Below are 24,157 nucleotides of genomic sequence, written 5' to 3'. Positions count from 1 at the left end.
TGGTCGAGGTGGCTGATCAGCCAGTGCGCTTCAACGGCGAGCTGGTGCGGGGAGAGTGTGTGTGCCCATTCGGAGAATGTCTGCTCAACACTCGACCACGCACCCGGGTCCAACCGCCCCGCGGCACGGCTGTTCAACACGATGTCGATGACCAGCCCGTGGGCCGGGTCGATCGTGTAGTCGGCCAACGCGGCAGCGGTACATGGGAGTTTCGGTGCCAGGGTTTCCCCGGTCAGCGTCACGGTGGGAAACACGTGCCTGGCCAGCCGGGTCACCTTGTACGCCTCAGCCGGTTTGATCTGCAAGATATCGGCCACCGCGGCTTTGGCCACGACTCCGCGTTCAGCGAACTCGCCTTCGGCATCGAGCCGGGAGATGAGGTACAGCTCGTTGTAGCGGGATCGGCGTTGGATGTGGTGGCGTTCGAACTGCAGCCGGTCGATGAGTTCTTGACCCGCGCACGCGCTCAAAGCCGACATCCCGTTCAGGGTGTCGACGTTGAGCACGGTTTCGGTCATAACCCCATGGTCTCAGGGGGGTCTGACAGTTTTGCAGCAAAATCCGGGACTCGGCGGAGAAAGTTTTAGAGAAGTTGAAGCCCCGAAGGTTGCGTCGCCGACGTACCCGACTACGGTCCCCGACCCGCGAGCCAAAAGGCGCAATCCGCGAGCCTGCTAACTGATTGTTGTCGCTGTTTAAAGATTGTTACTGCAAACAAATTTTGCTTCGCGAGCAGTCGCAGGTACGGGACCAGCCGTGTGGTGTGTTCCCCGCACACTCCACCCTTGCCCCGCGATCCTGGCCTGCTTCTTGGTGTGGCCAGTCGTTGTCAATCCTTTACTTCGACCCCGCTGCGAGTGCACCGGGTGGCTGCGTCGAAGCGCGAAGCGGAATTGACAACGACCGGCCGCACCAAGAACGATTGATCGGCCAGCGGGGAACTAAGAGAACCGAGCAACTGCGGCTTTCCGATCCATTCCGAGGAGCATCGCGATAGGGCTCCAGCCCCATCCACTTTCCCGAGCCGTACGCACAGCGCCGGCGAGTTCCGGCTCGGGAGCTCCGGACACTGCAAGGGCGCTGACCCGCCGCAGGTTCTCGCCGTCTACGTCAACCATGTCGGGGTCGTCAAGGTCCAGGGCGTCAAGCCACGTCTCGACCGCGTCGGCGGCCCGCTCAAGCTCTTCCTTGGTGTCCATCATGCTGACAACCGTCTCAGGTCTCACTCCAGTCCGCACCTTCTGTGTCACCCATTGGCGCCGAACGGGTGCACCGATGGGACGGGCGTCACACCGTGTGTACGAGGTTTCAAACATCGGATCTGGCCAGCGGACACCTCGGAGTGACGAGCTGTACCAGGCATGAGGAACACCACAACGATCACCTCTTGCCGAAAGAGAGGCTCGCTCATAGGTTAGGCTAACCTAATCTACTGTAGTCTCCGAGAGGAATGCCCTCGCCCATGAGCTTCCCCTCCGGCGGTTCCGCCGTGCGCGTCCTGTACGGCAGCGAAACCGGCAACGCCGAACACGTCGCGCACACCCTTGTCGCGCTCGCCAAGGAACGCGGCGTCGACGTCACGCTGTCGACCCTCGACGACATCACCCCGGACGCGCTCAGCAAGGAGAGCTGCGTCCTGGTGATCTGCTCGACGACCGGCGACGGTGACATGCCGTGGAACGCCGACCGGTTCTGGGACGCGATGTCGGCGGATGGTGCGCCGCGCCTCGACGCGCTGCGGTTCGCCGTGCTCGGGCTCGGGGACACCGGGTACTTCGACTTCTGCCAGGCCGCGATCAACTGGGACACCCGGTTCGCCGAGCTGGGCGCCGAGCGCCTCCTCGAACTGCGCAAATGCGACTACGAGTACGAGGACGACGCCGCGCTGTGGACCGGCGAGATCCTCGACGTGGTCGCCTCGGCGACGCCGAGCGAGTCGCTCGACGCGACCCCGGCCACACACGGCGACTGGAGCCGGCACCGTCCGTACGACGCGACGATCCTGCGTAACCGACCGCTCACCGAGAAGGGGTCGCTCAAGGAGGTCCGGCATCTCGGGCTGTCCGTCGAAGGCCTGACCTACCAGCCGGGCGACTCGCTCGGCATCGTGCCGAGTAACGCCCCGCAGCTGGTGGATGCGTTCCTCACCCATCTCCAGGTGTCCGACGACGAGCTGCGCGAGACCCTGACCACCGAGTACGAGATCAGCAGGCCGTCCAGGGAGCTGGTCGAGGAGATCGGCCGCCGCGCCGAGGACACCGAGATCATCGCGCTGCTGACCGGCAGCGACCGGCGGGCGCTGCACGAGTTCCTGTGGGCCCGCGACATCCTCGACCTGCTGCGCTACGCCACGAAACCGCCGCTGACCGCGCCGGAGCTGCTCGGTCTGCTGCGTCCGCTGGCGCACCGCTCGTACTCCATCTCGTCGAGCCCGCTGGTCGCGCCGGATCGGATCGACCTGGCCGTGGCGACCCTGCGCTACCGCGCCGAGGGCCGTGACCGGGGTGGCGTCTGTTCGACGCACCTCGCCGACCGGCTCACCGAAGGTGACGTCGCCAAGGTCTTCCTGGTACCCAACGACACCTTCCGGCCACCGACCGACGACGCGGTCTCCATGATCATGATCGGGCCGGGGACGGGTGTGGCGCCGTTCCGCTCGTTCCTCCAGGAACGCAGGGCGCGCGGTGCGGCCGGACGCAACTGGCTGTTCTTCGGCGGCCGGCACCGGCGTTGCGACTTCCTGTACGGCGACGAGCTGCTCGACATGCACATTGACGGCCTGCTGACCCGCCTCGACCTGGCGTTCTCCCGCGACACCCCGGAGAAGATCTACGTCCAGCACCGGATGCGTGAGCAGGGCAAACAGCTCTACGAATGGCTCGCCGACGGCGCACACCTGTACGTGTGCGGCGACATGGTGTCCATGGCGGGCGACGTCGACATCGCACTGCACGAGATCGTCGCGGAACACGGCGGCCTGTCCGCCGACGAGGCGACCGCGTTCGTCGACGACCTCAGGAAGTCACACCGCTACGTGCGCGACGTCTACTGAACACCACCCACCCGCGACTCACCCTGACGAGAACCCCGACTCGCGGGAGTGTGGGCGGTTCAGCAGGGCGGTGAGCTCGGCTCGGGCGGCGGGCCAGCGTTCGTCGTGGTCGGTGGGGCTCGGGCGGGGTTCTAGCGCGAGGGACAGCGCCAGGCCGCGCATCGCGTGCAGAGTGATGCTGATCCTGCTGTTCCAGGCCATCAGAGGGAGCGTGTCCGGGGCGACGGTTCGCACGGTGGCGGCGATCGCGGCGGACAGGCGGGGTTCGAGCGGGGCGAGCGCGCGGTAGAGGTCGATGTCTTCGCTCGCCGCGAACCAGACCTTGAGCCAGATCTCGAACAGGCCGGAGCGGAATCCGCCCCACAGGATGTCGAGGATCGCCCCAATTCGGTCGGTCAGGTGCTCCGGGAGCTCGTCGAACCTGGTCTGGAAGTCATCCGCAAGCCGTTGGCCCACCTCGTCGAGGGCGTTTGCGATCAGGTCGATCCTGGTCGGGAAGTGGTGGGCCAGCGTGCCGGGTGACACCCCGGCCAGCTCGGCCACCGCTCTGGTCGTCGTGGCCTGGTAGCCGCGGTCGCCGATGCCGGTGATGGTCGCCGCGACGATCCGGGCGCGGGTGCTCTCCCGCCGCTCGCGCTGCGTACGTCTGACCTTCGGTACCCCGGTTGTCACCCCACGACCCTAGCCAATCGGGCAGTTGCCCGGTAACTTACTTATCGGGCACTCGCCCGATAAGTTGGGAGGTCGATGATGTCCACCACTGGTCACCGGGTCGAACGCCCTGGCGACGGCCTGGCCATGGTCGTACTCGATCGTCCGGACCGCCGCAACGCGTTCACTCCGTCGACGATGCTGCGCCTGACCGACGACCTGCACGAGCTCGCCGAGGATCCACTAGTGCGCGCGGTCGTGGTGACCGGCGCCAACCGGGCGTTCAGCGCCGGCGCTGACCTGGGACAGATCGACGAGGCCGCCGCGATGTCGAAACCCGTGCTACGGGACCTGCTGGACCGGATCATGCGGGTCGCCGAGGCGCTGTGGGCGATGCCGCAGCCCACGATCGCCGCGATCGACGGAGCCGCCGCCGGTGGCGGCATGGCGCTGGCACTGGCCTGCGACATCCGGGTCGCGGCGCCGGACGCGGTGCTGGTGGCACCGTTCATCCACATGGGGATGGTGCCCGACTGCGGCATCAGCTGGATGCTGCCCCGGCTCGTCGGCGAAGGCACCGCCCTGGAGATTCTGCTCACCGGACGCCCGGTCGACGCGGCCCGTGGCGCGCAACTCGGACTGTTCACCCGCGTCCAGCCCGATCCGGTAGCCGCCGCGCTCGAGATCGCCGCGACCGTCGCGCGGCGCCCCGCCGAGGCCGCGCGAGCCACGAAGGCGCTGCTGCGCGAGGTCGCCGGGGGAACCCTGAGTCAGGCCATCACCCACGAAGCCCACGTCCAGACCGACGCGCTGCACGGGCCCGAGTTCGCCGAGGCCGTCGGTCCGTGGCGCACGTCGCGCCGCGCCGATTGATCCAGCGAGCTAGCTTACTAGCATGCTAGCATCGCGGTCGTGGGCGACGAAGAGGTCAAGCAGTTCAACGTGTACCTGCCGATCGGCCTGATCAAGCAGGTCAAGTACCGGTCCATCGAGACCGGTCAGTCGCTGTCCGCGCTGGTCACCGAGGCCCTTCGCGTCTACCTGGACGAGTCACCCCCGGAGAAGGGATAAACAGCGATGACGACCGATGGGATCGAGGCCCTGTTCCTCACCACCCACAACTGGGGGACGGCGGCCAAGTTCTTCCAGGCTCTGGGCTTCGAGCTGGACTTCGCCACCGATCACAACTCCGGCCAGCTCCGACACGGCGGCGGGCCGTACGTATTCATCGCCGAGGTCCCGGAGAGCGAGGAGCCGGCGATGCGGGTGGTCCTGAAGGGAGCGGCCCCCGAGCAGACCGACGGAGTCGTCGAGGTCGTCACCCCCTACACGGACACCCACTACGGGACCAGGGAGATGACCGTGCGCGACCCGGACGGACGCCTGTGGACGCTGCAGTCATGAGCCGCGAGGTAGTTCCGGAGAACACGGCGGTGCGGGTCGCGCTGTGGCGGGCACTGCATGTCCAGCTCGACCAGCCGCCGCACGTGCTCTCCGACGAGGTCGGGCTTCGGATCGCCGCCCCGGAGGACGGCTGGCGCGATCGACCGGACATGGATCCGATCACCACCAGCGGGTTCCGCGCGGCCGTCGTGGCCAGGGCCCGGTTCATCGAGGACCTGGTCGCCGAGCGGGGCAACCCGCAGTACGTCGTGCTGGGGGCGGGGTTGGACACGTTCGCCCAGCGCCGACCGGAACTTACCTCCCGGCTCACCGTGTTCGAGGTCGACCAGCCGGGCCCGCAGGCCTGGAAGCGCACCCGCCTGACCGAGCTCGGTCTCCCGGCACCGCGGTTCGTCCCGGTGGACTTCGAGGCCACCGAGAACTGGTGGGAGCAGCTGATCAGCGCCGGTTTCGACCCTGGTAAGCCCGCGACCATCGTGTCCACCGGCGTCACCATGTACCTCACGAGGGACGCCACGGCCGCGACCCTGCGGCAGATCGCCCGGCTCGCACCGGGGTCGACACTCGCGATGACGTTCCTGCTGCCCACCGAGCTGGTCGACGAGGCAGACCGGGCCGGGCTCGCCAGGTCCCAGTCTGGCGCCGAGCGGGCCGGGACGCCGTTCCTCAGTTTCTACCGTCCGGAGGAGATGCTGGCACTCGCCCGCCAGACCGGTTTCGCCGACGCCGAGCACGTGTCGGGCTCCTCGATCGCGCACCGCTATTTCGCCGGCCGGACCGACGGCCTGCGCCCATCTACCGGCGAGGACGTGCTGGTCGCGACCATCTGATCGGCAGTCGAGCTCCCCGTGCGGTCAGCCGCGTTCGTGGCGGCGGTACCACCAGAGCGTCGGTGACAGGACGAGCCGCCGGTAGACGACGCGAACGAGCCGGTCCGGCAGTCCCAGGAAGCGTTCCTCCCTGGCCACCCGCCCGCGTGGGTGGTGCGAGGCCAGCGGCAGTCGGCGCTTCGTCGCACGCCGCAGCTCTATCCGGGCGAGGTGCTTGACGCTCTTGAACCCGTAGTGCGCGGGCGCGACCAGCCGGACCGGGCCGCCGTGCCGGACCGTCAGCCGGTCGCCGTCCAGCGTGCGGGCCAGTAGTACGTCCTCGGCGAGCACGTCATCCAGGCACGACTCGTCGGCATAGCCGTCCACACCGCGGAAGTGCAGGAAGCGCGCATCGGCGTCGAGGTCCACGCGAGGGCGGATGACCGTCTCGTAGAGCTCGCGGAACCCGGTTCCGGACCAGTGCAGGTCCAGACGCGACCAGGTGGTGACGCAGTGGAAGTCCGCGCGCTGTTCACGGGTCGGCAGCGCGGCCAGGTCGTCTTCACGCAGGACGATTCGGTCGCCATCGGGTCCGATAACGTCCAGCGCCAGCTCCGGCGTCGACAGCGGGGCGCGGTGCGCGTACCAGGGCAGACCGAACCTCGGATGGTCCGGATGCAGGCGTTGACCGGGCGGCAGAATCATCGTTACCAAAATAGTGTGTCTTGAAAATAATGGAAGACCTGGCATGCTGATCCGGGTGGTCGGCCACCCGAATCGGTGGGCCGGGAACCCTGAGGAGTCGGACCCATGAAGGCAGCCGTCATCGGCGCTGGTCCCGCCGGATGCACCGCCGCGTACACGCTGCGTAAGCAGGGCCACGAGGTCGTGCTCGTCGAGGCACAGGACCACGTGGGCGGGCGGACCAGCCAGCTGCACCGCGAGGGCTTCAACCTCGGCTCCGGCGCGCTGTTCCTGATGGGCGGTATCTATCCGAGGACGAACGCGCTGCTCAAGGAGCTCGACCGCTACCAGGACCTCGTGCCGTGGGACGCGGACACGCACGTCCTCGACGCGGACGGAAGCCGGTACACGGTCAAGTTCGACCAGGTCATGAGCTTCCTCGGGATGGCGGCGCTGACCTGGCGGGACAAGCTGCGGGTCGCGGCGGGAGTGGCCCGGCAGTTGCTGTCGCCCGGCCCGAAGCTGTGCTTCGACGGCGCGGAGCTGGCGCGCTACGACCGGGGCGAGAACCTCGAGACCTGGTCACGCCGGGTACTCGGGGACAAGGGGCACCGCTACATCACGGTGCCGTACATGGGGTTCCTGTACGCGGTGCCGATGAGCTGGCTGTCGACCTCGCTGTTCCACGCGATCCTCAAGCAGTTCTACCGGCTGGCTCTGTCCGTTCCGCCGGAGGGCGTCGGGCAGGTCTGCGACTGGATCATCGAGGGAACTCCCGGGCTCGACCTGCGGCTGTCCAGCCCCGCCGAGAAGATCACTCGCACCGCGAGCGGTTACACGGTCCACGCCGGCGGCTCGACGCACGAGGTCGACGCCGTGATCGTGGCTCCCGAACCGGGGGTGGCGGCGGACCTGCTGGACGGGTTGATCCCCTCGGACTCGGTCCGGAAGCTGCGCGACTGCCTGTACTCGGACTACGCGCACGTCCAGGTCTGCTACGCCAAGAACCCGTGGCCCGACTTCCCGGCGAGCGTGGCGCTGCCGGCCAACCTGGAACGCGACTGGGGCGCGTGCGTCCTGCAGAGCCGTCGGCACCCGAACGCCGTGCCGGAGGGCGGCGAAGCAGTGGGTGTCTACTTCTACACCCCGCCGCTGGCCGGCATGACCGACGACGACATCGCCCGCTCCGCCGTCGACACGGTGCACGAGGTGTACGGGCCGGCGCCGGAACCGACGTTCGTGCACGTCTTCCACTATCAGCGGGGTCTGTCGATCGCCAACCCCGGCCACTACGCGACGCTCGACTCGCTGCACGCCGAGATGCCGGACGGCATCCACCTCGCGGGCGACTACTTCGCGCACGCGGGCGTGGAGGCGGCCGTGTTCAGCGGCGAGCTGGCCGCGAACCGGCTGATGGCCACGTCACCGACCAGACCGCAGCCGGTCTCGTGAGTGTTGAGTATGGCTATAGCCATACTCAACACTCACGAGGTCACGCGGACTCGGACAGCGTCGACTCGGACAGGGTCGGCTCGGTGCGGGCGGGAGCCGAGGCGCGGCCCAGCGTCAGCCCGGTCTTCAGCGCCCCGGCGGCTTCGGCGAGTGCCTCACGGGAACGTCCACCCAGGTCGGCGAGGTTGGCGAAGCCGTGGATCAGGTCCGGGTGGCGACGCACCACGACCTGAACCCCCGACTCGGCGAGCCGCTTGGCGAACGCCTCGCCCTCGTCGCGCAGCGGGTCGAAACCGGCCGTGGTCAGGTAGGTGGCCGGGAAGCCGCTGAGGTCTTCGGCCAGCAGCACCGAGACCCGGGGGTCGGCGCGCTGCTCCTGAGTCAGGTACTGGCGGGTGAACCAGCTGATGTCGTCGTCGGTGAGCAGGAAGCCCTCGCCGAACAGATCCTGCGACGGGTACCGGGCGGTGACGTGCGTGGCCGGGTAGAACAGCAGCGCGAACCGGGGCCTGACCGAGGCGTTCAGGCTCACCGCGGCGGACAGGTTGCCGCCCGCGCTGTCCCCGCCGACCGCCACCGCCGTCGGGTCCGCGCCCAGCGACTCCGCGTTGTTCAGCGCGTACTCGTACGCGGCCAGCGCATCGTCGTACGGCGTCGGGAACGGGTGCTCGGGCGCGAGGCGGTAGTCGACCGACAGCACCCGCACCCCGGCGCGCGCCGCGAGGTACCGGCAGACGGAGTCGTGGCTCGTGAGGTTGCCGAGCACGAAGCCGCCGCCGTGGTAGAAGACCAGCAGGCCGGAGCCGGTCGGCAGGTCGATCGGGGTGTAGAGCCGCGCCGGGATGTCGTACGCGCCGTTCGGAATGTGCAGGCCGCGCGTGCTGACCGGGTCGCTGGGCGTGTGGACGAGAATCTGGGCGGACCGGTCGAACTCACGCCTGGCGTGTGCGGCGGTGCCCTCGCTGAACGGCGCGGCCGCCTTCGCCGCGATGCGCAGCAGCAGCTGGGTGTCCAGGTCGAGCTGCTGACCGTCCCGCCAGACCGGCGGTCCCGCGATCGCCCGGCGCGCCGGTTCCGGCAACGCGAACAGGGCGCGGACCACCCGGTTGACGATCTTCGGCGGGATCTTCGCGGCCAACGTCGACATCCACGGCTCCTGTGCTCGTCTCGCAACTCGGTCGATCATCGCTCCTGGCGAGCATGACCCTCCCTGCAAGCTACTTCGCGGTAGCCGGGACTGTCGAGGCCGTGCGATTTTTGATTGGCTAGTTAGTATTGGCACCATGAACCGGTTTCCCGCTCACCTTGCGAACCGACTGCGCCTGCCGCTGATCTCGGCGCCCATGCTGCGGGTCTCCGGACCGGAGCTGGTCATCGCGGCCTGCCAGGCCGGAGCGATCGGTTCCTTCCCGACGGCGAACGCGCGGACTCCCGAGCGGCTCGATGAATGGCTCACCGAGATCGGTGGCGCCACCGGCGCACACACCGCGCCGTACTGCCCCAACCTGGTGATCCGCCAGCCCGATCTCGCCGCCCACCTCGACTGTCTCGTGCGGCACCGGGTCGAGCTGGTGATCACCAGCGTCGGCTCGCCGGCGGGGGTCGTCGGCCCGCTGCACGAGGTGGGTGCGGTGGTGCTCGCCGACGTCGCCACTCTCGCCCACGCACGCAAGGCCATCGCGACGGGCGTCGACGGGTTGGTACTGCTCACCGCCGGCGCGGGCGGTCAGACCGGCTGGCTGAACGGGTTCGCCTTCGTGCGCGCGGTGCGGGCGTTCTTCGACGGTCCGGTGGTGCTGGCGGGCGGCATCTCCGACGGGGTGGCACTGCGTGCGGCGATCACCCTCGGCGCCGATCTCGGTTACATGGGCACCCGGTTCATCGCGGCGACCGAGAGCATGGCGGCCCCGGAGTACCGGGACATGCTGGTCCGGTCCGAGCTCGACGACATCGTGCTGACCAGCGCGTTCACCGGCCTGCCGACCAGCATGCTGCGCCCGGCGATCGACGCGGCGGGGCTGGACCTGGAGAAGCTGGACGAGCAGGTCACTCCCGCGGAGGCGGCGGACCTGTTCGGCGGCGGCTCACTCGGCCTGGGCCCCAAACGCTGGACCGACGTGTACAGCGCGGGCCACTCGGTCTCCGGCGTGCAGGCCGTCGCCTCGGCCGCCGAGATCATCGACCGGACGACGCGCGAGTACCAGGCCTGAACAGCTCCGCGAGTCGGGGTTCTCAGCACACCGAGTCGCGTGCCTCAGCACACTCAGCCGTGCCGAATCCCCCGACTCGCGGTGACAAAATCCCCGACTCGCGGTGCTCACACACCCGACTCGCGGTGCTCACACACCCGACTCGCGGTGCTCAGGCGCCCGACTCGCCGGCCCTGGTGCGCCTCGGGTCGACCTCGCGCTCGGGGTGGCGCCGGAGGAACTCGTCCTCCAGCTTGGCCGTCCGGTCGGTGTGTTCGGCGAGCGCGGACGGACTGCCGTGCAGGAACGTCGTGTGCCGCGTCTCGTGCAGGTGCTGCAGCTCACGCAACAGGTCGGGCTCCGGGAGAGTCGATGCGTCGATTCCGGTGGTGGTCATCGACACTCCTTCAGCGGGACGCGGTCAGCTCGGCGATGCGCGCGCTCGTGGGCCAGCGCACGCGGGTGGCCCAGCCGAGGCGTTCCAGGATCCAGATGATCCGGCCGGTCATGTCCAGCTCACCGCGCCGCACGCCGTGCCGGGCACAGGTGGGGTCGGCATGGTGCAGGTTGTGCCAGGACTCACCCATGGACAGGATCGCCAGCGGCCACACGTTGGTCGCCTTGCCGCGCGCGGCAAACGGGCGTTCACCGATCATGTGACAGATCGAGTTGATCGACCAGGTGACGTGGTGCAACACGGAGACCCGCACCAGCCCGGCCCAGAAGAACGCGGTGAGCGCGCCCCACCAGGACAGGGTGGCGAGCCCGCCGATGAGCGTGGGCGTGGCGAGGCTGACCACGGTCCACAGCGGGAACTGCCTGCTGATCCGGGCGATGTCGCGGTCCGCGACCAGGTCCGGGGTGAAGCGGGCGGCGTTGGTCCGGTCGCGGTTGAACAGCCAGCCGCTGTGCGCGTGCCAGAAACCCTTGGCCAGCGCGCCGACCGTGGTGCCGTACAGCCACGGCGAGTGCGGGTCGCCTTCCTTGTCGGTGAAGACGTGGTGACGGCGATGGTCGGCGACCCAGGTGATCACGTCGCCCTGCAGCGCGAGGCTGCCGGCGATCGCCAGGCCGTTGCGCAGCCCCCGGTTCGCGGTGAACGCCCGGTGGGTGAAGTAGCGGTGGAACCCGACGGTGACGCCGAGCCCGGACAGGAAGTAGAAGAAGACGGCCAAGCCGACGTCGAGCCAGCTCAGGCCCCAGCCCCAGGCCAGCGGCACGGCGGCGATCAGCGCGAGCATCGGGATGACGGTGAAGAAGCCGACCAGGAGCTGTTCGGCGCGTGGGCGTGGGCTGTCGAGGATCGGTCTGGGTGCGGTCGTCGTGGTCTGTGCAGTCATGGGGGGACCGGTCATGTCCGGTGTTCTCCTAGTGGGTCATCGGCCGGGTCAGGGCCGGGAAGTCTGTGGTCGAGTGAGAGAGACGGAGCGCCGGGCGGGACGAGGTCGTCAGCGCCGGTCATCCTCAACCGGCAGTTGCGGTTGCGTGCGTGGCTGTCGGCCCACCGCAGGGCGGCCGCGCCGTCCGGATGGCAGTACGCCACGGCGGACAGCTCCACCTGCACCCACGGTGTGCCCAGTGCGACGGCGGAGACCAGGTGATCGCGTAGCTCGACGGCTCCGTCCGGATCGAGATCACCCGCCACGACCACGCGCGGCGTACCGATGCCCGTCCAGATCAGGTCGATGAGATACCGGGCACCGATTCGAGCCACGATCATGGCCGCCGACCTCCTGGGTCACTCGCCTCGTCGAGTGCCGCCGGGGTCCAGGGCGCAATCTGTCTGAATGACGGGTCGGGCACCACTGCCCGGTACCGGCCACATCATTTGCCGATACACACACCGTCCCCTGAACTGTCGCACACCCCCATGGCCCTGTCGAGGTGGAGCGACAGCCGGACTCACCGGCGCAGGGCCAGGCTGCTGGATATCTTGGCCGCGGTCTTGACCACGAGCGCGCCCACCGCGACGCCTTCGTCCGAGGGGAACCGGTGCGCGGGCATGAACACGCTGAGCGCGGCGATCGGGCGATCCTCCGGCGCGATGATCGGCGCGGCGATCGAGGCGACGTCGTCGCGGACCTCGCCGCGCTGGATCGAGTAGCCGCGTAGCCGGATTCGGTCCAGCTCGGCCAGCAGTCCGTCCCGGTCGGTGATCGTCTGCGGGGTCATCGGTTCGAGCCGAGGCGGCAGGTGGTCGGCGAGCAGCTCGGCGGGCAACGCGGAGAGCAGCGCTTTCCCGCTGGCCGCAGCGTACGCGGGGGACCGGGCGCCGAGCGGCCAGTAGATGCGGACCGGCTGGGTCGAGTCGATCTGGTCGATCGTGACGACGTCGGGCCCGTCGAGCACGGACAGGTGCGTCGCCTCGCCGGTCGCGTCGACCAGCTCGCGCATGAGCGGCGCGGCCAGGTCGCGCAGGCCCAGCTCGCTGCCCATCCGGCTGGCCACCTCGATGACCTTGACGGTCAGGACCCAGCGGCCCGGTTGCTGCTCCGACCGGCGGATCCACTGCGCGTCCGCGAGTGCCTGCAGCGCGCGTTGCGCGGCCGGCTTGGTGATGTCGAGCCGGCGCGCCAGCTCACTCACTCCCATCGGCTGCTGCTGCGCCAACGCCTCCAGCGCGTGCAAGGCGGTCGTCGCGGATCCCATGCCTTGACAGTAGCCGGGTGATCGGGGTTACATCTTCCGTATCGCTTACTGATACGTCGTATCGAATAGCGATACGCACGCCGAAGACGTCGTGACGATCTAGGAGCCGACCCCGTGGCCCGACTTGAACCATCGACCGACACACCCACGAACCCCGACAAGGTCACACCTCGTCAGCGCACCGCGTTCATCAGCGCGTTCGGCGGCTGGCTGCTCGACGGCTACAACGCCGGCATCTTCGGACTCGTCCTCAGCCCAGCCCTGATCGAGCTGCTGCCGCACTCCGGCTACACGCCCGACGCGGGCAACATCGCGTTCTTCGGTGAGCTCGGCGTCGCGGTGTTCCTGTTCGGCTGGGGCTGCTCGTTCCTGTGGGGCCCGATCGCCGACCGGTTCGGCCGGGTCCCGGCGCTGATGGCGAGCATCCTGGTGTACGCGATCTTCACCTTCGCCGCCGGTTTCTCGCAGAACGTCTGGCAGCTCGGTGTCTTCCGGCTGCTCGCGGCGATCGGCATCGGCGGCGAGTGGTCGCTGGCCGGGACGTTCGTCGCGGAGTCCATGCCGGAGCGGCGGCGCGCGTTCTTCGGCGGGCTGCTGCACTCCGGGACGTACTGGGGGTTCCTGCTCGGCGCGCTGGTCAACCTGGCCGTGGGGTCGTTGCTCGGCTGGCGCTGGATGTTCTTCCTCGGCGTGCTGCCCGCACTGTTCGTCCTGTACATCCGCACCCAGGTACACCAGGACACCGAACGGTGGAAGGAAGCCGCACGCGAGCCGAGCCGAGGCTTCTGGTCCTACCTGCGAGACGTGCTGCGTCCGCCGTACCGCACGCGGTCGCTGACCAACGCGGCGCTGGTCACGATCGGCCTGCTCGGCTTCTGGGCCAGCTCGCAGTACCTGCCGACCGCGATCAAGGCGCTCGCCATCGACAGCGGGTACAGCCCCGGCGCGGCGACGGCGCTGGGCAGCATCGGCGTCGCGGTGCTGTCCCTGCTCACGGCGCTGGCCTGCATTCTCGCGCCGTCGCTGTGCAACCGGTTCGGGCGCCGCAAGACGCTCGGCATCCTGTTCGTCATGATGATCATCGGCATCTCCGGTGGCTACGCCTGGGCCTATCCGCAGCAGAACCTGCCGCTGTTCTTCCTGTTCGTCGTCGTGATGGGCATCGGCGGAGCGGACTTCGCGGTGTTCACCATCTGGCTGCCCGAGCAGTACCCGACCGCGCTGCGGGCCAGCGGGTTCGCCTTCTCCACCACGATGTCCCGGTTCGTCGCCGCGATCGGCACGTTCGGCATCGGCTACGGCATCTCGGCGGGCGGCATCGCACTGCCACTCGCGCTGACCGCAGTGCCGTTCCTGCTCGCCTTCGTCCTGCTGCGGTTCTCCCCGGAGACCCGCGACCAGGTACTGCCGGACTAGGAGCTCCCATGATGCAACCACTGGCCGGTGTGACGGTTCTGGACTTCACCCGGTACCTGTCCGGGCCGTACGCGACGATGATCCTCGGCGACTACGGAGCCGACGTCGTCAAGATCGAGCACCCGGAGTCGGGCGACGAGTCGCGGCACATGGCGCCGATCATCGACGGGCACAGCTACTCCTCCGCCATGCCCAACCGCAACAAACGCTCGCTCGCGCTCGATCTGAAGAGCGAGCACGGCCGGCGCATCGCCCGCGAGCTGATCGCCTCGGCGGACGTCGTGGTGGAGAACTTCCGGCCCGGGGTGATGGCGCGGCTCGGCCTGGACTACGAGTCCGCGCACGCGCTCAACCCCGAGGTCATCTACTGCTCGGTGACCGGGTTCGGGCAGACCGGCCCGGAGAGCCACCGCGCCGGGTTCGACATCATCGCCCAGGGCATGACCGGGTTCCTGCGGATGACCGGGGAGCCGGGCGGCGAGCCCGCCAAGTTCGGGGTGGCGATCAACGACCTGGTCGCCGGGATGACCGCCGCGACCGCGGTGCTCGCCGCCTACATCCGGCGGCTGCGCGACGGCAGCGGCCAGTACATCGACGTCGCGCTGGTCGACGCCGGCCTCGCGCTGACCGTCTGGGAGGCCGGAATGTGGTTCGGCGCGGGCGTCGAACCACAGCCCGAAGGCACCCGGCACCGGCTCAACGCGCCCTACCAGGCGTTTCCCACCGCCGACGGGTACGTCACGGTCGGCGCGAACAATGAACGGCTGTGGCGGCGGTTCTGCGAACAGGTCCTCGAACGCCCGGACCTGACCGACCGCCCGGAGTACAGCCGGGCCAACCGCCCCGCGAACGTCGAACAGCTCGTCGCCGAGCTGACCCCGATCCTGGCCGCGCGCCCCACCTCGCACTGGGTCGCGGCGCTGGACCGGGCGGGGGTGCCCGGCGGCCCGGTGCTCGGCTACGCCGACGCGCTGGCCCAGCCGCAGGTCGCCGCGCGGGAGATGGTCGTCGAGGTGGACCATCCGACGCTGGGCCGGATGCGGGCGCTCGGCATGCCCGCGAAGTTGTCAGAGACGCCCGCGACGATCCGGCTGGCCGCGCCGCTGCTCGGTCAGCACAGCCGCGAAATCCTGCGCGGCGCCGGCTACGACGACGCCGCGATCGACGAGCTGCTCACCGCCGGAGTGATCACCGAGAGCCCCGTTCCCGAACTGGTGAAGGAAACGACCTGATGGCTGTGCCACTGAAACTGGAACGCAGCGGTGAGATCGCCGAGCTGGTGATCGACCGCCCGGACAAACGCAACGCGATGTCGTTCGAGATGTGGGCCGCGCTGCCCGGCATCGCCGCCGAGGTCGACGCCGACGAGTCGGTGAAGGTACTGGTGGTGCGCGGTTCGGGCAGCAACTTCTGCGCGGGCGCGGACATCAGCGAGTTCGCCACCCGGCGTGGCACGGCGGACGCCGCACGCGCCTACGGCGAGCAGGTCGAGGGCGCGGCGCACGCGTTGAGCAACATGCGCAAGCCGTCCGTCGCGATGATCCACGGGTACTGCATCGGCGGCGGCTGCGAACTGGCGCTCGCCTGCGACCTGCGGTTCGCCGACACCTCGGCGCGGTTCGCCATCACGCCGGCGAAGCTGGGCATCGTCTACGGCTTCGACTCGACGCGGCGGCTCATCACCACGACGAGTCCGTCGTTCGCCAAGCTGCTGCTGTTCTCCGCGAACCAGGTCGACGCCGAACACGCCCACCGGGTCGGGCTGATCGACCAGCTCGTCGCGCCGGAGGAGCTGGAGAAGGTCACGCGCGAGTTCGCCGAGACCGTCGCCGGACGGTCCCAGGTGTCGGTGCGCGGCGCGAAACGACTGATCGAGAAGGCGATGGCCGGGCTCGACTCGACCGACGCCGAAGCCGCCGCGCTGCCGTTGGACGCGGTGAGCAGCGCCGACTACGCGGAAGGTGTCAGCGCCTTCCTGGCCAAGCGTTCGCCCCGATTCGAGGTGCGCTGACATGGGGATCTTCGAGCTCGTCCTCGACTCACGCGACGAAGCACTGACCGGTCGGATGCTGGCCGACGGCCTCGGGCTCACCCGCGCCGAGGACGGTGCCTACCAGCTCGGTTCGCTGCTGGTCCAGGTCCGGCGGGTCGATGCGACCGCGCCGGCCGGGCCCGCCGAGCTGATCATGCGGGTGCCCGACCCCGACGAGCTGACCGGCCGGCTGACCGACGAGGGACACCAGGCCGTCGACGGCCTGGTCGACATCCATGGCATCAAGCTTCGACCCGCCGCCGAACGGTCGGCCGCGCCGGTACGGCTGAGCGGCAACGTCCTGGACGTCGACCACATCGGCGTCGCGTCCGACAACAGCGTCGGCCAGACCGACGCGCTGATCCGGGTGCTCGGCTTCGAACAGGAGAGCCGGCAGATCGACACCCAGCTGGAGCAGCCCCTGGAGATCTTCTCCAGCGACACCTACGGGGTGGTCAGCCACGCGGGACCCCCTCGACCGGCAGGCGCGCTGCTGGTCACGTTCCTGCGCAGGGCCGGGGTCGACCTGGAGCTGCTGGAGGACATCATGACCGAGCACGAGACGCCGACCGGCGGAGCCGGCTCGACCACCGGGGACAACCGGGCGATCTCCCGGTACGTCCAGCGTCGCGGACCCGGCCTGCACCACCTCGCGGTGCGGGTCGCCGATATCACCGAAGGCCTCGCCCGGCTGCGCGACGCGGGCATCCCGCTCATCGACGAACGAGGCCGCCCCGGATCCCGCCGTGGCCTGATCGCGTTCGCCGACCGTCGAGGCACCGGCGGCGTGGTCCTGCACCTGGTGCAACGCCCATGACCAACACAGACAACCCCGTGAGTGGCGCGGCCGCCTATGACCGGCCGCCGCACTCACGGCCTGCCACCAGCGCAAAGGAGCTCGTGAGTGTTGAGTGTGGCTATAGCCACACTCAACACTCACGAGGTTTGGTGGGGACGGCCGGGAGTGGGGCTGGACGGATCGCCGTCACCGTGGGCGAGCGGTCCTTGCGGCGGGAGGAGCTGTGGGCCGCGGCGGCGGCCGTCGGGCAGCGCGTCGCCGGTGCGACGGCAGCCGCCGTACCCGGCGAGGCCTCGTTGGAGACCGTGGTCGCCGTCGTCGGTTGCCTGCTCGCCGGGGTTCCGGTCGTACCGGTGCCCCAGGACGCGGGGCCTTCGGAGCGGGCGCACATCCTGCGGGACTCGGGCGCGCAGCTGTGGCTCGGTCCCTCCGGGGACCTGCCGTCGGTCCCGGTGGATCCGGCCGAACGCGGCGCGGCGACCTGGCCCGAACCGTCGCCGGATGCGGCTGCGATGATCATGTACACGTCCGGGACGACCGGGTCGCCGAAGGGCGTCGTGCTGTCCCGCCGGGCGATCGCCGCCGACCTCGACGCGCTCGCGGATGCCTGGGCCTGGACCTCCGACGACGTACTGGTGCACGGTCTCCCGCTGTTCCACGTGCACGGGTTGATCCTCGGGGTGCTCGGCGCGCTGCGCGTCGGGTCGCCGCTGGTGCACACCATCCGACCGCGCCCCGAGGCGTACGCGCGCGCGGACGGCACGCTGTACTTCGGGGTGCCCACCGTGTGGTCACGCATCGCCGCCGATCCGGCCGCCGCGCGAGCGCTCTCCGGTGCTCGGCTGCTGGTATCGGGCAGTGCGGGGCTGCCCGAGCGGGCCGCGCGGCAGCTGCACGGGCTGACCGGGATGCTCCCGGTGGAGCGCTACGGCATGACCGAGTCGCTCATCACGCTCGCCGCGCGCGCCGACGCGCCGCGCAGGGTCGGGTGGGTCGGCACGACTCTGGACGGGGTCGAGTCGCGGTTGCGCGGCGACGCGGGTGAGCCGGTCGACTCCGACGGCGAGACCGTCGGTGAGCTGCAGGTACGCGGCGCGACCCTGTTCGACGGCTATCTCGGGCTGCCCGAGGCGACGGCGGCGGCATGGACCTCGGACGGTTGGTTCCGCACCGGCGACGCGGCGGTGCGCGACGGCGAAGGCTGGCACCGGATCGTCGGTCGGATGTCCGTCGACCTGATCAAGACCGGCGGGTACCGGGTGGGTGCGGGTGAGGTCGAAGCCGCGTTGCTGGAACACCCCACGGTCGCCGAGGTCGCGGTGGTCGGGGTACCGGACGACGATCTCGGCCAGCGCATCGTCGCCTACGTCGTCGGTCCGGACGCGCGGCCCGCCGACCTGATCGAGCACGTGGCCGGGACCCTGTCGGTGCACAAGCGCCCGCGCGAGGTGCACATCCTCGACGCGCTCCCGCGCAACGCGATGGGCAAGGTTCAGAAGGGGCAGCTCGCCTGACGCCGCTCGCCGGTTCTTTGACGCGCCGTCATCGCTCGGTCACGGTCAGTGGCCGAGCGACGGCGGCGCGCTATCTGAGTGCGAATATGAGTGAGCGTTGAACTAACTGCGCTCATGCTAGGCCGAATGGCGTAATCGAGGCTCCGCTCGACGCTCGATATCGGCTCGTGGCCGTTTGGCCGTAACCTTTGCTCTCAGGAGACCTGCGTGTCTCCGGAGGGCCTTCCTATATTCGAGGGGCCCCAGCCGGTTCGACCGAATCACTGCACGCTCCCCCAACGAGCAGTGGCGAACCGAGCAAACCACATGCACCCGTTTCGAGAGGGATCCGCTGGTGTCACCCCGAACACCAGGTCCGGCGCGCCGCGCTGACCAGCTGAGCGATCTGTACCCGCCGCTGCCGGACGGCATCGTCCCCTCACCCCGGTCCGCACCCGACGCCGGTCCGACCCAGGTCATCCCCACCCGGCACCGCGCCGCCGCGAAGGCGCCCACCGGCCGGCACGCCATCGAGACCCCCCGCACGCGGCGGGCCAACCCGTGGCGGCTCCCGGTGATCAGCGCGGTCGTCGTGGCACTCGTCGCGCTGCTCGTCTACGGCACCGTCGCCGCGTTCCGCACGTCATCCCCACCCAGCGACGACACCACAGCGGCGCCGACCGTCCTGCCCGACCCCGCGGTTCCGCCTGCCCCGGTGATCCTGCCCGGACCGGACCTCGGCCCGACGAAGCCGGTCACCCCGCCCAAGCCTGCGGTGACGCCGGTCAAGCGCTTCTCCCCGCCCAGCTCGATGATGGTCACCTCCGCGTCGCGCAGCGGGAACGCCGAGTCGCTGACCCTGCCCGGCGGCGCGAAGTTCCAGGTCTACGACAACTTCCCGATGGCGGGGAACGCCAAGGTGACCCGCGCGGTCATCGTCGTCCACGGCACCGGGCGCAACGCCGAGGGCTACTACACGCGGATGATGTCGGCGGCCAAGGCCGCGGGCGCGGCGGACAACACGATGGTCGTCTCGCCGTGGTTCAAGGGCGACGAGGACGACAAGGTCGCGTCCGGCGAGGCGAGCTGGGAGAACGACGCCTGGAAGCAGGGCTACCCGTCGCAGAAGCCGGCCGGGCTGTCCAGCTTCACCGTCATGGACAACCTGGTGGCCTCGCTCGCCTCACCGGACCGCTTCCCGAACCTGAAACACATCACGATCACCGGGCACTCGGCGGGCGGCCAGTTCACCCAGCGCTACGCCGCGTTCGGCAAGGCGCCCAGCCAGATGACCGGTATCGACTTCAACTTCGCGGCGATGAACCCGTCGTCGTACGTGTACTTCGACAACAAGCGCCCGAACAGCAACGGCACCGCGTTCACCGTGCCGTCGAGCTCGAGCTGCTCGGACTACAACAGCTACAAGTACGGCCTCGCCGGTCGGCAGAGCTACCCGGGACAGCTGACCGCCGCGCAGGCGATGGCCCAGTACGCGTCCCGAAAGGTGACGATCGTCAACGGCAGCGCCGACACGGTCGACAACGGTGACCTGGACACCGACTGCGGCGCGATGCTGGAGGGCCCCAACCGTGAGGCCCGTGGCCAGTACTTCCTCAAGCACTTCCTGTCGCTGCAGCCGAACGCCAAGCACAACCGGCTGGTGGTGCCGGGTGTCGCGCACGAGTCGGAGGAGATGTTCGCCTCCCCCGTGGTGAAGACGACCCTCTTCGGCTCCTCCAGCTGACCCTCCCCCGCGAGTCGGTCGCCTCAGCACACCGAGTCGGGCTCGTCAGCACACTCTCCGGCGATCCCCGTGTGCTGGAACCACCGACTCACGGTGCCCATGCGACCGACTCACGGGCGGCGTGTCACCGGTCAGATGAGCTCAGCCGGTGCGCTTCGGCGAGTGTGCGCTGGTCGAGTTCGGCACGGGTGCGGACCGCGTACTTGACCAGGTCGGGAGCTTCGACCAGGTCGTACTCATCGTCCAGCGTCGCGAGCACCTCGGCCTGCGGTGTGTCATGCCCGAACGTCCGGTGCGCCCACGCAGCCAGGGCCCTCGGTGCGAGATCACCGGTCACGGTGCGGGCGGCCATCGCCCGTAAGCCTGCTCGCAACGCAAACTGGCTGTAGCGAGGAAGACACTCCACGCCGACCTCGGACAGGGCGTCCGCCAGCAGCTCCGGGACCTCGGCGTCGGCATCGGCGATCGAGACCGCCGCCAGCGCGCACATCGCGGGACCGTCGAGACCAGCGACCAGCAGATCGCACGCCGCGAACACGATGTCCGAGGCATCGGCCTGTTCCACGTACCAGAGCGCGGTGAGGTCTCGGATATTTCTCAGCGCGGTCTCTTGGTTCACCTGGTCATGAGTCCGGCGCGAGTGCGGTGAGGACCGCGAGCGGATTCAGGTAGTCACGCCAGTGCGTGATCTTGCGGTCGGAGATCGTGATCACCGAGATGTAGTTGTTGGCGTAGCTCGTCCCCGTCCGCACCGCACGGCCGCGCGAGGCGTACTCGAGAACCGCCACGGACGCGTCCGGGTCGAAATAGCCACGCAGTTCACCGCAGAAGTCGAGCGAGAACGTGTCACCGTAACCCCGGTACAGCTCGACGAGGTTCGCCTTCCCGGTGACCGTCCTCGGATAGTCCGGGACCGTGACGACGTATTCGAACACCACGTCCTCGGCGAGGAAGTCGAAGAAATGATCTCCGTCCACCCGGCCTTTCAGGCCCTGTTCGATGGTGCGGAAGAACGGATCCAGCGCTCGGAAATCCTCGAGGTTCTCGACGGACACGGCGTTCCCTCCTGGAGACCTGCACCCGCGACTACATGCCGCGGACGCGGCCGCCATGCTGGCACACCGCACCGACATCTCCGTGCGGCCAGACCGCCGAGTTCTCCCGCGGAGCGCCTGAGCGCTCCGCGGGAGGACCCCGGTCGAGGCCTCAGACGAGGTCGGTGGCGACGTTGACCACCGTGTCGACGACCTTGTCCAGGTGGATGTCGACGATGCTGAGCAGGCCGCTGTCGTCGCGGTCGTGGTGGTGGTCGCCGTGGTCGGAGGCGCTCGAGACGCCCGCGGTGGCGAGCGCACCCACGACGACGAGAGCTGCGACGGACAGGGCGCGCTTGGTGCGGCTCATGACTGATCTCCTTGATGATGCGGTGTCGTTGATCCCCGACTTCATTCGCTGGGCTCAACGAGCGCATTAATCAGGGGATTCGAAACTGAGATACGCGAACACATATCGGACAGATCACAAGAATCCGTGCTTCACTTCCGAGTGAAACCGTGATACGTACACCGTATGTTCGCAGATATAACGATACTTTTGTGATCAATATGTATGGCTGATAGATTTGCGATGAATGGTATTTTTGTGACACGTGGGCAACCGCGTGCTAGCCGAGCTCACCTTCGCCGCAGTCCAGGCCGAGGATCGCCCGGGACGACTCACCGAGGACTCGCAACTGGTCGGCGCTCAGCTTGTCCAGCACCAGGTCACGCACCATGTCGACGTGTCCGGGAGCACTGTCGACGATCTTGGCGTGGCCCGCGTCGGTCAGAGTGGCCACGGTGATCCGCCCGTTGTCCGCGGCGGGCCTACGGATCACCCAGCCCTGTCGTTCGAGCTTGGCGACGGCGTGCGAGAGCCGGGACAGCGATCCGTTCGCCAGCACCGCAAGGCGACTCATCGGCAAGGTGCGATCGGGCGCATCGGACAGTCCGGCCAGCACGAGATAGCCGAACAGCGACAGCTTGGCGTCGCGCTGCAGCTGTGTGTCCAGGGCGCTCAGCACGTTCATCAACATTGCACTGAACGGCATCCATGCGTCGAGCTCGGTCGCGTCGAGCCAACGGGTCCCGCCTCCGGGGTCGGGCTCGTCGATCACGCCCTCATTCTAGCGACTTGACTTGAAACTTCAACCGAGAGCAGGATGGCGTCACTTGAAGCTTCAACTCCCGGAGGGTGTTCGTGACGAAGATCGGAATCGTGTTGGGCAGTACGCGGCCCGGCCGCAACGGCGAGGCGGTCGCCAACTGGGTCCTCGAGGTCGCCTCGGCCCGGGGCGACGCCGAGTACGAGCTGGTCGACATCGCCCAGTTCGACCTCCCGTTGCTCGACGAGCCCTACCCGCCGTCGATGGGGCAGTACTCCCAGCCGCACACACACGCCTGGGCCGCCACGGTGGCCGGGTTCGACGGGTTCGTGTTCGTCACCCCCGAGTACAACCACTCGATCTCAGGGGCTCTGAAGAACGCGCTCGACTACCTGTTCGCCGAGTGGGCGGACAAGGCGGCCGGTTTCGTCGGCTACGGCAGCGTCGGCGCCACCCGCGCGGTCGAGCAGCTCAGGCTGATCCTGGCCGAGCTGCAGGTCGCGACAGTCCGTTCACAGGTCGCGCTGTCGTTGTTCACCGACTTCGAGAACTTCTCGGTGTTCCGCCCCGCCGAACACCAGGTGCAGGCACTCGACGCAACGCTGGGCCATGTGGTGCGCTGGAGCGAGGCACTGCGTCCGCTGCGCGGAGGTGCGGCATGAGCGCGCCGACCACCGGAACGACGAAGACCTGGAACATCGTCCTCTGGGTGCTACAGGTGCTCGGCGCAGTGTCCTTCCTGTTCGCCGGCTACCAGAAACTGTCCGGCGACCCGCAGATGGTCGCGCTGTTCACCGCGATCGGCTGGGGCCAGTGGTTCCGCTACCTCACCGGGACCCTGGAGATCCTCGGTGCACTGGCACTGCTCATCCCCCGGCTTCGCGCTCTGGGCGCACTCGGACTGATCGGCGTGATGATCGGCGCGATCATCACCAGCGTCGCACTGGGCGCCACGGTGGTTCCCGCGTTGGGCGAGCTCGTCATCGTGGCGATCATCGCCTGGGGACGGCGCCGGGAGCTCAACCCCGCTTGGGTACTCCGCGGTTCCCGTGACTGACGCGATCTCGGTGGTCCGCCGCAACACCGAGGAGGTCCAGGGCGGTGGCGACTGGGCGCTGTTCGACGCGCTGTTCGCCGACGACTTCGTCGACCACACACCGCAGCCCGGGTCCGGCTCCGACAAGGCCGCGGTACTCGGGCTGTATCAGAACCTGCGGTCCGCCTTTCCCGACTTCACGCCCGACATCCGGTGGCAGACCCTGAGCGGTGACCTGGTGACCACCTTCAAGATTTACCGGGGGACCCATCGCGGCCCATTCCTGGGTATCGCGCCGACCGGACTTTCCTTCGAGATCGAGACGGTCGATGTGATGCGGGTGGTCGATGGCCGGATCACGGAGCATTGGGGAGTCGCCAATCTCCTCAAGATGCTCACGCAGCTCGGGGTTGTCTCTCTTGGATAGATATCGTTCCCCGCTGGCCGATCAATCGTTCTTGGCGTGGCCGGTCGTTGTCAATCCCGCTAACGCGCTTCGACGCAGCCTCCTGGTGCACATGCAGCAGGGTCGAAGTAAAGGATTGACAACGACTGGCCACACCAAGAAGCAGGCCAGGATCGCGGGGCAAGGTGCAGGTGTGCG

At 68.7% G+C, this 24,157-nt stretch carries 29 protein-coding genes; 16 read left to right on the top strand and 13 right to left on the bottom strand.

Going from position 1 to position 24,157, the window contains the following annotated elements:
• A partial coding sequence (locus G406_RS0122625) for a DUF222 domain-containing protein (RefSeq protein WP_028935535.1) occupies positions 1–518 on the bottom strand: 518 nt, incomplete at its 3' end.
• Between the two features lie 423 nt (positions 519–941).
• The gene (locus tag G406_RS0122620; protein WP_028935534.1) at positions 942–1,202 is read right to left on the bottom strand and encodes a hypothetical protein; all 261 of its coding nucleotides are present in this window, start codon (positions 1,200–1,202) and stop codon (positions 942–944) included.
• 260 nt (positions 1,203–1,462) lie between these two features.
• On the opposite strand from G406_RS0122620, the gene G406_RS49060 reads away from it, so the two are divergent.
• The gene (locus G406_RS49060; RefSeq protein WP_051342527.1) at positions 1,463–3,052 is read left to right on the top strand and encodes a diflavin oxidoreductase; all 1,590 of its coding nucleotides are present in this window, start codon (positions 1,463–1,465) and stop codon (positions 3,050–3,052) included.
• Positions 3,053–3,070: 18 nt separating this feature from the next.
• On the opposite strand, the gene G406_RS54435 is transcribed toward G406_RS49060, so the two are convergent.
• Entirely contained in the window at positions 3,071–3,724 is a 654-nt protein-coding gene (locus tag G406_RS54435; RefSeq protein ID WP_051342526.1) for a TetR/AcrR family transcriptional regulator, read from the bottom strand.
• A gap of 78 nt (positions 3,725–3,802) precedes the next feature.
• Here G406_RS54435 and G406_RS0122605 point away from each other — a divergent pair, with 78 nt between their 5' ends.
• Genes G406_RS0122605 through G406_RS0122590 form a run of 4 tightly spaced genes read left to right on the top strand, consistent with a single transcriptional unit; the run spans position 3,803 to position 5,937 of the window.
• Positions 3,803–4,576 carry an enoyl-CoA hydratase/isomerase family protein gene (locus G406_RS0122605; protein ID WP_028935533.1) on the top strand — a complete coding sequence of 258 codons (774 nt, stop codon included), beginning with the start codon at positions 3,803–3,805 and terminating at the stop codon, positions 4,574–4,576.
• Positions 4,577–4,615: 39 nt separating this feature from the next.
• Positions 4,616–4,774, top strand: a complete 159-nt coding sequence (locus tag G406_RS0122600; protein WP_028935532.1) for a hypothetical protein — start codon at positions 4,616–4,618, stop codon at positions 4,772–4,774.
• Between the two features lie 6 nt (positions 4,775–4,780).
• Entirely contained in the window at positions 4,781–5,107 is a 327-nt protein-coding gene (locus G406_RS0122595) for a VOC family protein (RefSeq protein ID WP_028935531.1), read from the top strand.
• Complete coding sequence (locus tag G406_RS0122590) at positions 5,104–5,937, top strand: class I SAM-dependent methyltransferase (protein WP_028935530.1); 834 nt, start codon at positions 5,104–5,106, stop codon at positions 5,935–5,937. Before G406_RS0122595 ends, G406_RS0122590 begins: the two co-directional genes overlap by 4 nt.
• A 24-nt stretch (positions 5,938–5,961) precedes the next feature.
• Here G406_RS0122590 and G406_RS49050 read toward each other — a convergent pair whose 3' ends face one another.
• Positions 5,962–6,621: a molybdopterin-dependent oxidoreductase gene (locus G406_RS49050; protein WP_037078019.1), complete on the bottom strand. Its 660-nt coding sequence runs from the start codon at positions 6,619–6,621 to the stop codon at positions 5,962–5,964.
• Between the two features lie 105 nt (positions 6,622–6,726).
• On the opposite strand from G406_RS49050, the gene G406_RS0122580 reads away from it, so the two are divergent.
• Positions 6,727–8,052, top strand: coding sequence for a protoporphyrinogen/coproporphyrinogen oxidase (locus G406_RS0122580; RefSeq protein WP_028935529.1), 1,326 nt, complete (start codon positions 6,727–6,729; stop codon positions 8,050–8,052).
• 40 nt (positions 8,053–8,092) lie between these two features.
• Here G406_RS0122580 and G406_RS49045 read toward each other — a convergent pair whose 3' ends face one another.
• Entirely contained in the window at positions 8,093–9,199 is a 1,107-nt protein-coding gene (locus G406_RS49045; RefSeq protein WP_084216309.1) for an alpha/beta hydrolase, read from the bottom strand.
• A gap of 136 nt (positions 9,200–9,335) precedes the next feature.
• Here G406_RS49045 and G406_RS0122565 point away from each other — a divergent pair, with 136 nt between their 5' ends.
• On the top strand, positions 9,336–10,262 hold the full coding sequence (locus tag G406_RS0122565; protein ID WP_156935091.1) for an NAD(P)H-dependent flavin oxidoreductase: 927 nt from the start codon (positions 9,336–9,338) through the stop codon (positions 10,260–10,262).
• A gap of 151 nt (positions 10,263–10,413) precedes the next feature.
• Here the strand turns inward: G406_RS0122565 and G406_RS0122560 are convergent, their stop codons facing one another.
• From G406_RS0122560 to G406_RS0122545, 4 genes are all read right to left on the bottom strand, one after another.
• Positions 10,414–10,638: a DUF6158 family protein gene (locus tag G406_RS0122560; protein ID WP_028935526.1), complete on the bottom strand. Its 225-nt coding sequence runs from the start codon at positions 10,636–10,638 to the stop codon at positions 10,414–10,416.
• Between the two features lie 10 nt (positions 10,639–10,648).
• Positions 10,649–11,581, bottom strand: a complete 933-nt coding sequence (locus G406_RS0122555) for an acyl-CoA desaturase (RefSeq protein ID WP_037078017.1) — start codon at positions 11,579–11,581, stop codon at positions 10,649–10,651.
• A gap of 11 nt (positions 11,582–11,592) precedes the next feature.
• A complete protein-coding gene (locus tag G406_RS0122550) occupies positions 11,593–11,961 on the bottom strand; it encodes an STAS domain-containing protein (protein ID WP_028935524.1) in 369 nt (122 codons plus the stop codon).
• 182 nt (positions 11,962–12,143) lie between these two features.
• The gene (locus G406_RS0122545) at positions 12,144–12,890 is read right to left on the bottom strand and encodes an IclR family transcriptional regulator (protein ID WP_028935523.1); all 747 of its coding nucleotides are present in this window, start codon (positions 12,888–12,890) and stop codon (positions 12,144–12,146) included.
• 114 nt (positions 12,891–13,004) lie between these two features.
• Here G406_RS0122545 and G406_RS0122540 point away from each other — a divergent pair, with 114 nt between their 5' ends.
• The 6 genes from G406_RS0122540 to G406_RS0122515 all read left to right on the top strand — a co-directional run bounded on the left by G406_RS0122540 (position 13,005) and on the right by G406_RS0122515 (position 20,374).
• Positions 13,005–14,306, top strand: coding sequence for an MFS transporter (locus G406_RS0122540; RefSeq protein WP_028935522.1), 1,302 nt, complete (start codon positions 13,005–13,007; stop codon positions 14,304–14,306).
• A gap of 8 nt (positions 14,307–14,314) precedes the next feature.
• Positions 14,315–15,538 carry a CaiB/BaiF CoA transferase family protein gene (locus G406_RS0122535; protein ID WP_211241234.1) on the top strand — a complete coding sequence of 408 codons (1,224 nt, stop codon included), beginning with the start codon at positions 14,315–14,317 and terminating at the stop codon, positions 15,536–15,538.
• Positions 15,538–16,317 carry an enoyl-CoA hydratase/isomerase family protein gene (locus G406_RS0122530; protein WP_028935520.1) on the top strand — a complete coding sequence of 260 codons (780 nt, stop codon included), beginning with the start codon at positions 15,538–15,540 and terminating at the stop codon, positions 16,315–16,317. Before G406_RS0122535 ends, G406_RS0122530 begins: the two co-directional genes overlap by 1 nt.
• Position 16,318: 1 nt before the next feature.
• Positions 16,319–17,155: a VOC family protein gene (locus G406_RS54430; protein ID WP_051342524.1), complete on the top strand. Its 837-nt coding sequence runs from the start codon at positions 16,319–16,321 to the stop codon at positions 17,153–17,155.
• 83 nt (positions 17,156–17,238) lie between these two features.
• Entirely contained in the window at positions 17,239–18,651 is a 1,413-nt protein-coding gene (locus tag G406_RS0122520; protein WP_425414615.1) for an acyl-CoA synthetase, read from the top strand.
• Positions 18,652–18,985: 334 nt separating this feature from the next.
• Positions 18,986–20,374, top strand: coding sequence for a hypothetical protein (locus G406_RS0122515; protein WP_028935518.1), 1,389 nt, complete (start codon positions 18,986–18,988; stop codon positions 20,372–20,374).
• 124 nt (positions 20,375–20,498) lie between these two features.
• Here G406_RS0122515 and G406_RS0122510 read toward each other — a convergent pair whose 3' ends face one another.
• The 4 genes from G406_RS0122510 to G406_RS0122495 all read right to left on the bottom strand — a co-directional run bounded on the left by G406_RS0122510 (position 20,499) and on the right by G406_RS0122495 (position 22,529).
• A complete protein-coding gene (locus tag G406_RS0122510; protein WP_051342523.1) occupies positions 20,499–20,993 on the bottom strand; it encodes a hypothetical protein in 495 nt (164 codons plus the stop codon).
• A gap of 4 nt (positions 20,994–20,997) precedes the next feature.
• Positions 20,998–21,429: a nuclear transport factor 2 family protein gene (locus tag G406_RS0122505; RefSeq protein WP_028935516.1), complete on the bottom strand. Its 432-nt coding sequence runs from the start codon at positions 21,427–21,429 to the stop codon at positions 20,998–21,000.
• A 151-nt stretch (positions 21,430–21,580) separates the two neighbouring features.
• A complete protein-coding gene (locus tag G406_RS0122500; protein ID WP_028935515.1) occupies positions 21,581–21,778 on the bottom strand; it encodes a hypothetical protein in 198 nt (65 codons plus the stop codon).
• A 259-nt stretch (positions 21,779–22,037) separates the two neighbouring features.
• Entirely contained in the window at positions 22,038–22,529 is a 492-nt protein-coding gene (locus G406_RS0122495) for a MarR family winged helix-turn-helix transcriptional regulator (protein ID WP_245607197.1), read from the bottom strand.
• 83 nt (positions 22,530–22,612) lie between these two features.
• On the opposite strand from G406_RS0122495, the gene G406_RS0122490 reads away from it, so the two are divergent.
• From G406_RS0122490 to G406_RS0122480, 3 genes are read left to right on the top strand one after another with little or no spacing between them, the layout of a single operon-like run.
• Positions 22,613–23,179 carry an NAD(P)H-dependent oxidoreductase gene (locus tag G406_RS0122490; RefSeq protein ID WP_028935513.1) on the top strand — a complete coding sequence of 189 codons (567 nt, stop codon included), beginning with the start codon at positions 22,613–22,615 and terminating at the stop codon, positions 23,177–23,179.
• The gene (locus G406_RS49035; RefSeq protein ID WP_051342522.1) at positions 23,176–23,574 is read left to right on the top strand and encodes a DoxX family protein; all 399 of its coding nucleotides are present in this window, start codon (positions 23,176–23,178) and stop codon (positions 23,572–23,574) included. The genes G406_RS0122490 and G406_RS49035 overlap by 4 nt, the downstream gene beginning before the upstream one ends.
• Positions 23,575–23,584: 10 nt before the next feature.
• Entirely contained in the window at positions 23,585–23,980 is a 396-nt protein-coding gene (locus G406_RS0122480; protein ID WP_084216312.1) for an ester cyclase, read from the top strand.
• Positions 23,981–24,157 lie beyond the last annotated feature (177 nt).

The sequence above is a fragment of the Actinospineispora spinosispora DSM 44797 genome (genome assembly GCF_000429025.1).
Classification (GTDB): domain Bacteria; phylum Actinomycetota; class Actinomycetes; order Mycobacteriales; family Pseudonocardiaceae; genus Pseudonocardia; species Pseudonocardia spinosispora.
The sequence above is the reverse complement of the archived record's forward strand: the minus strand, read 5'-3'. Positions and strand labels throughout refer to the sequence as shown.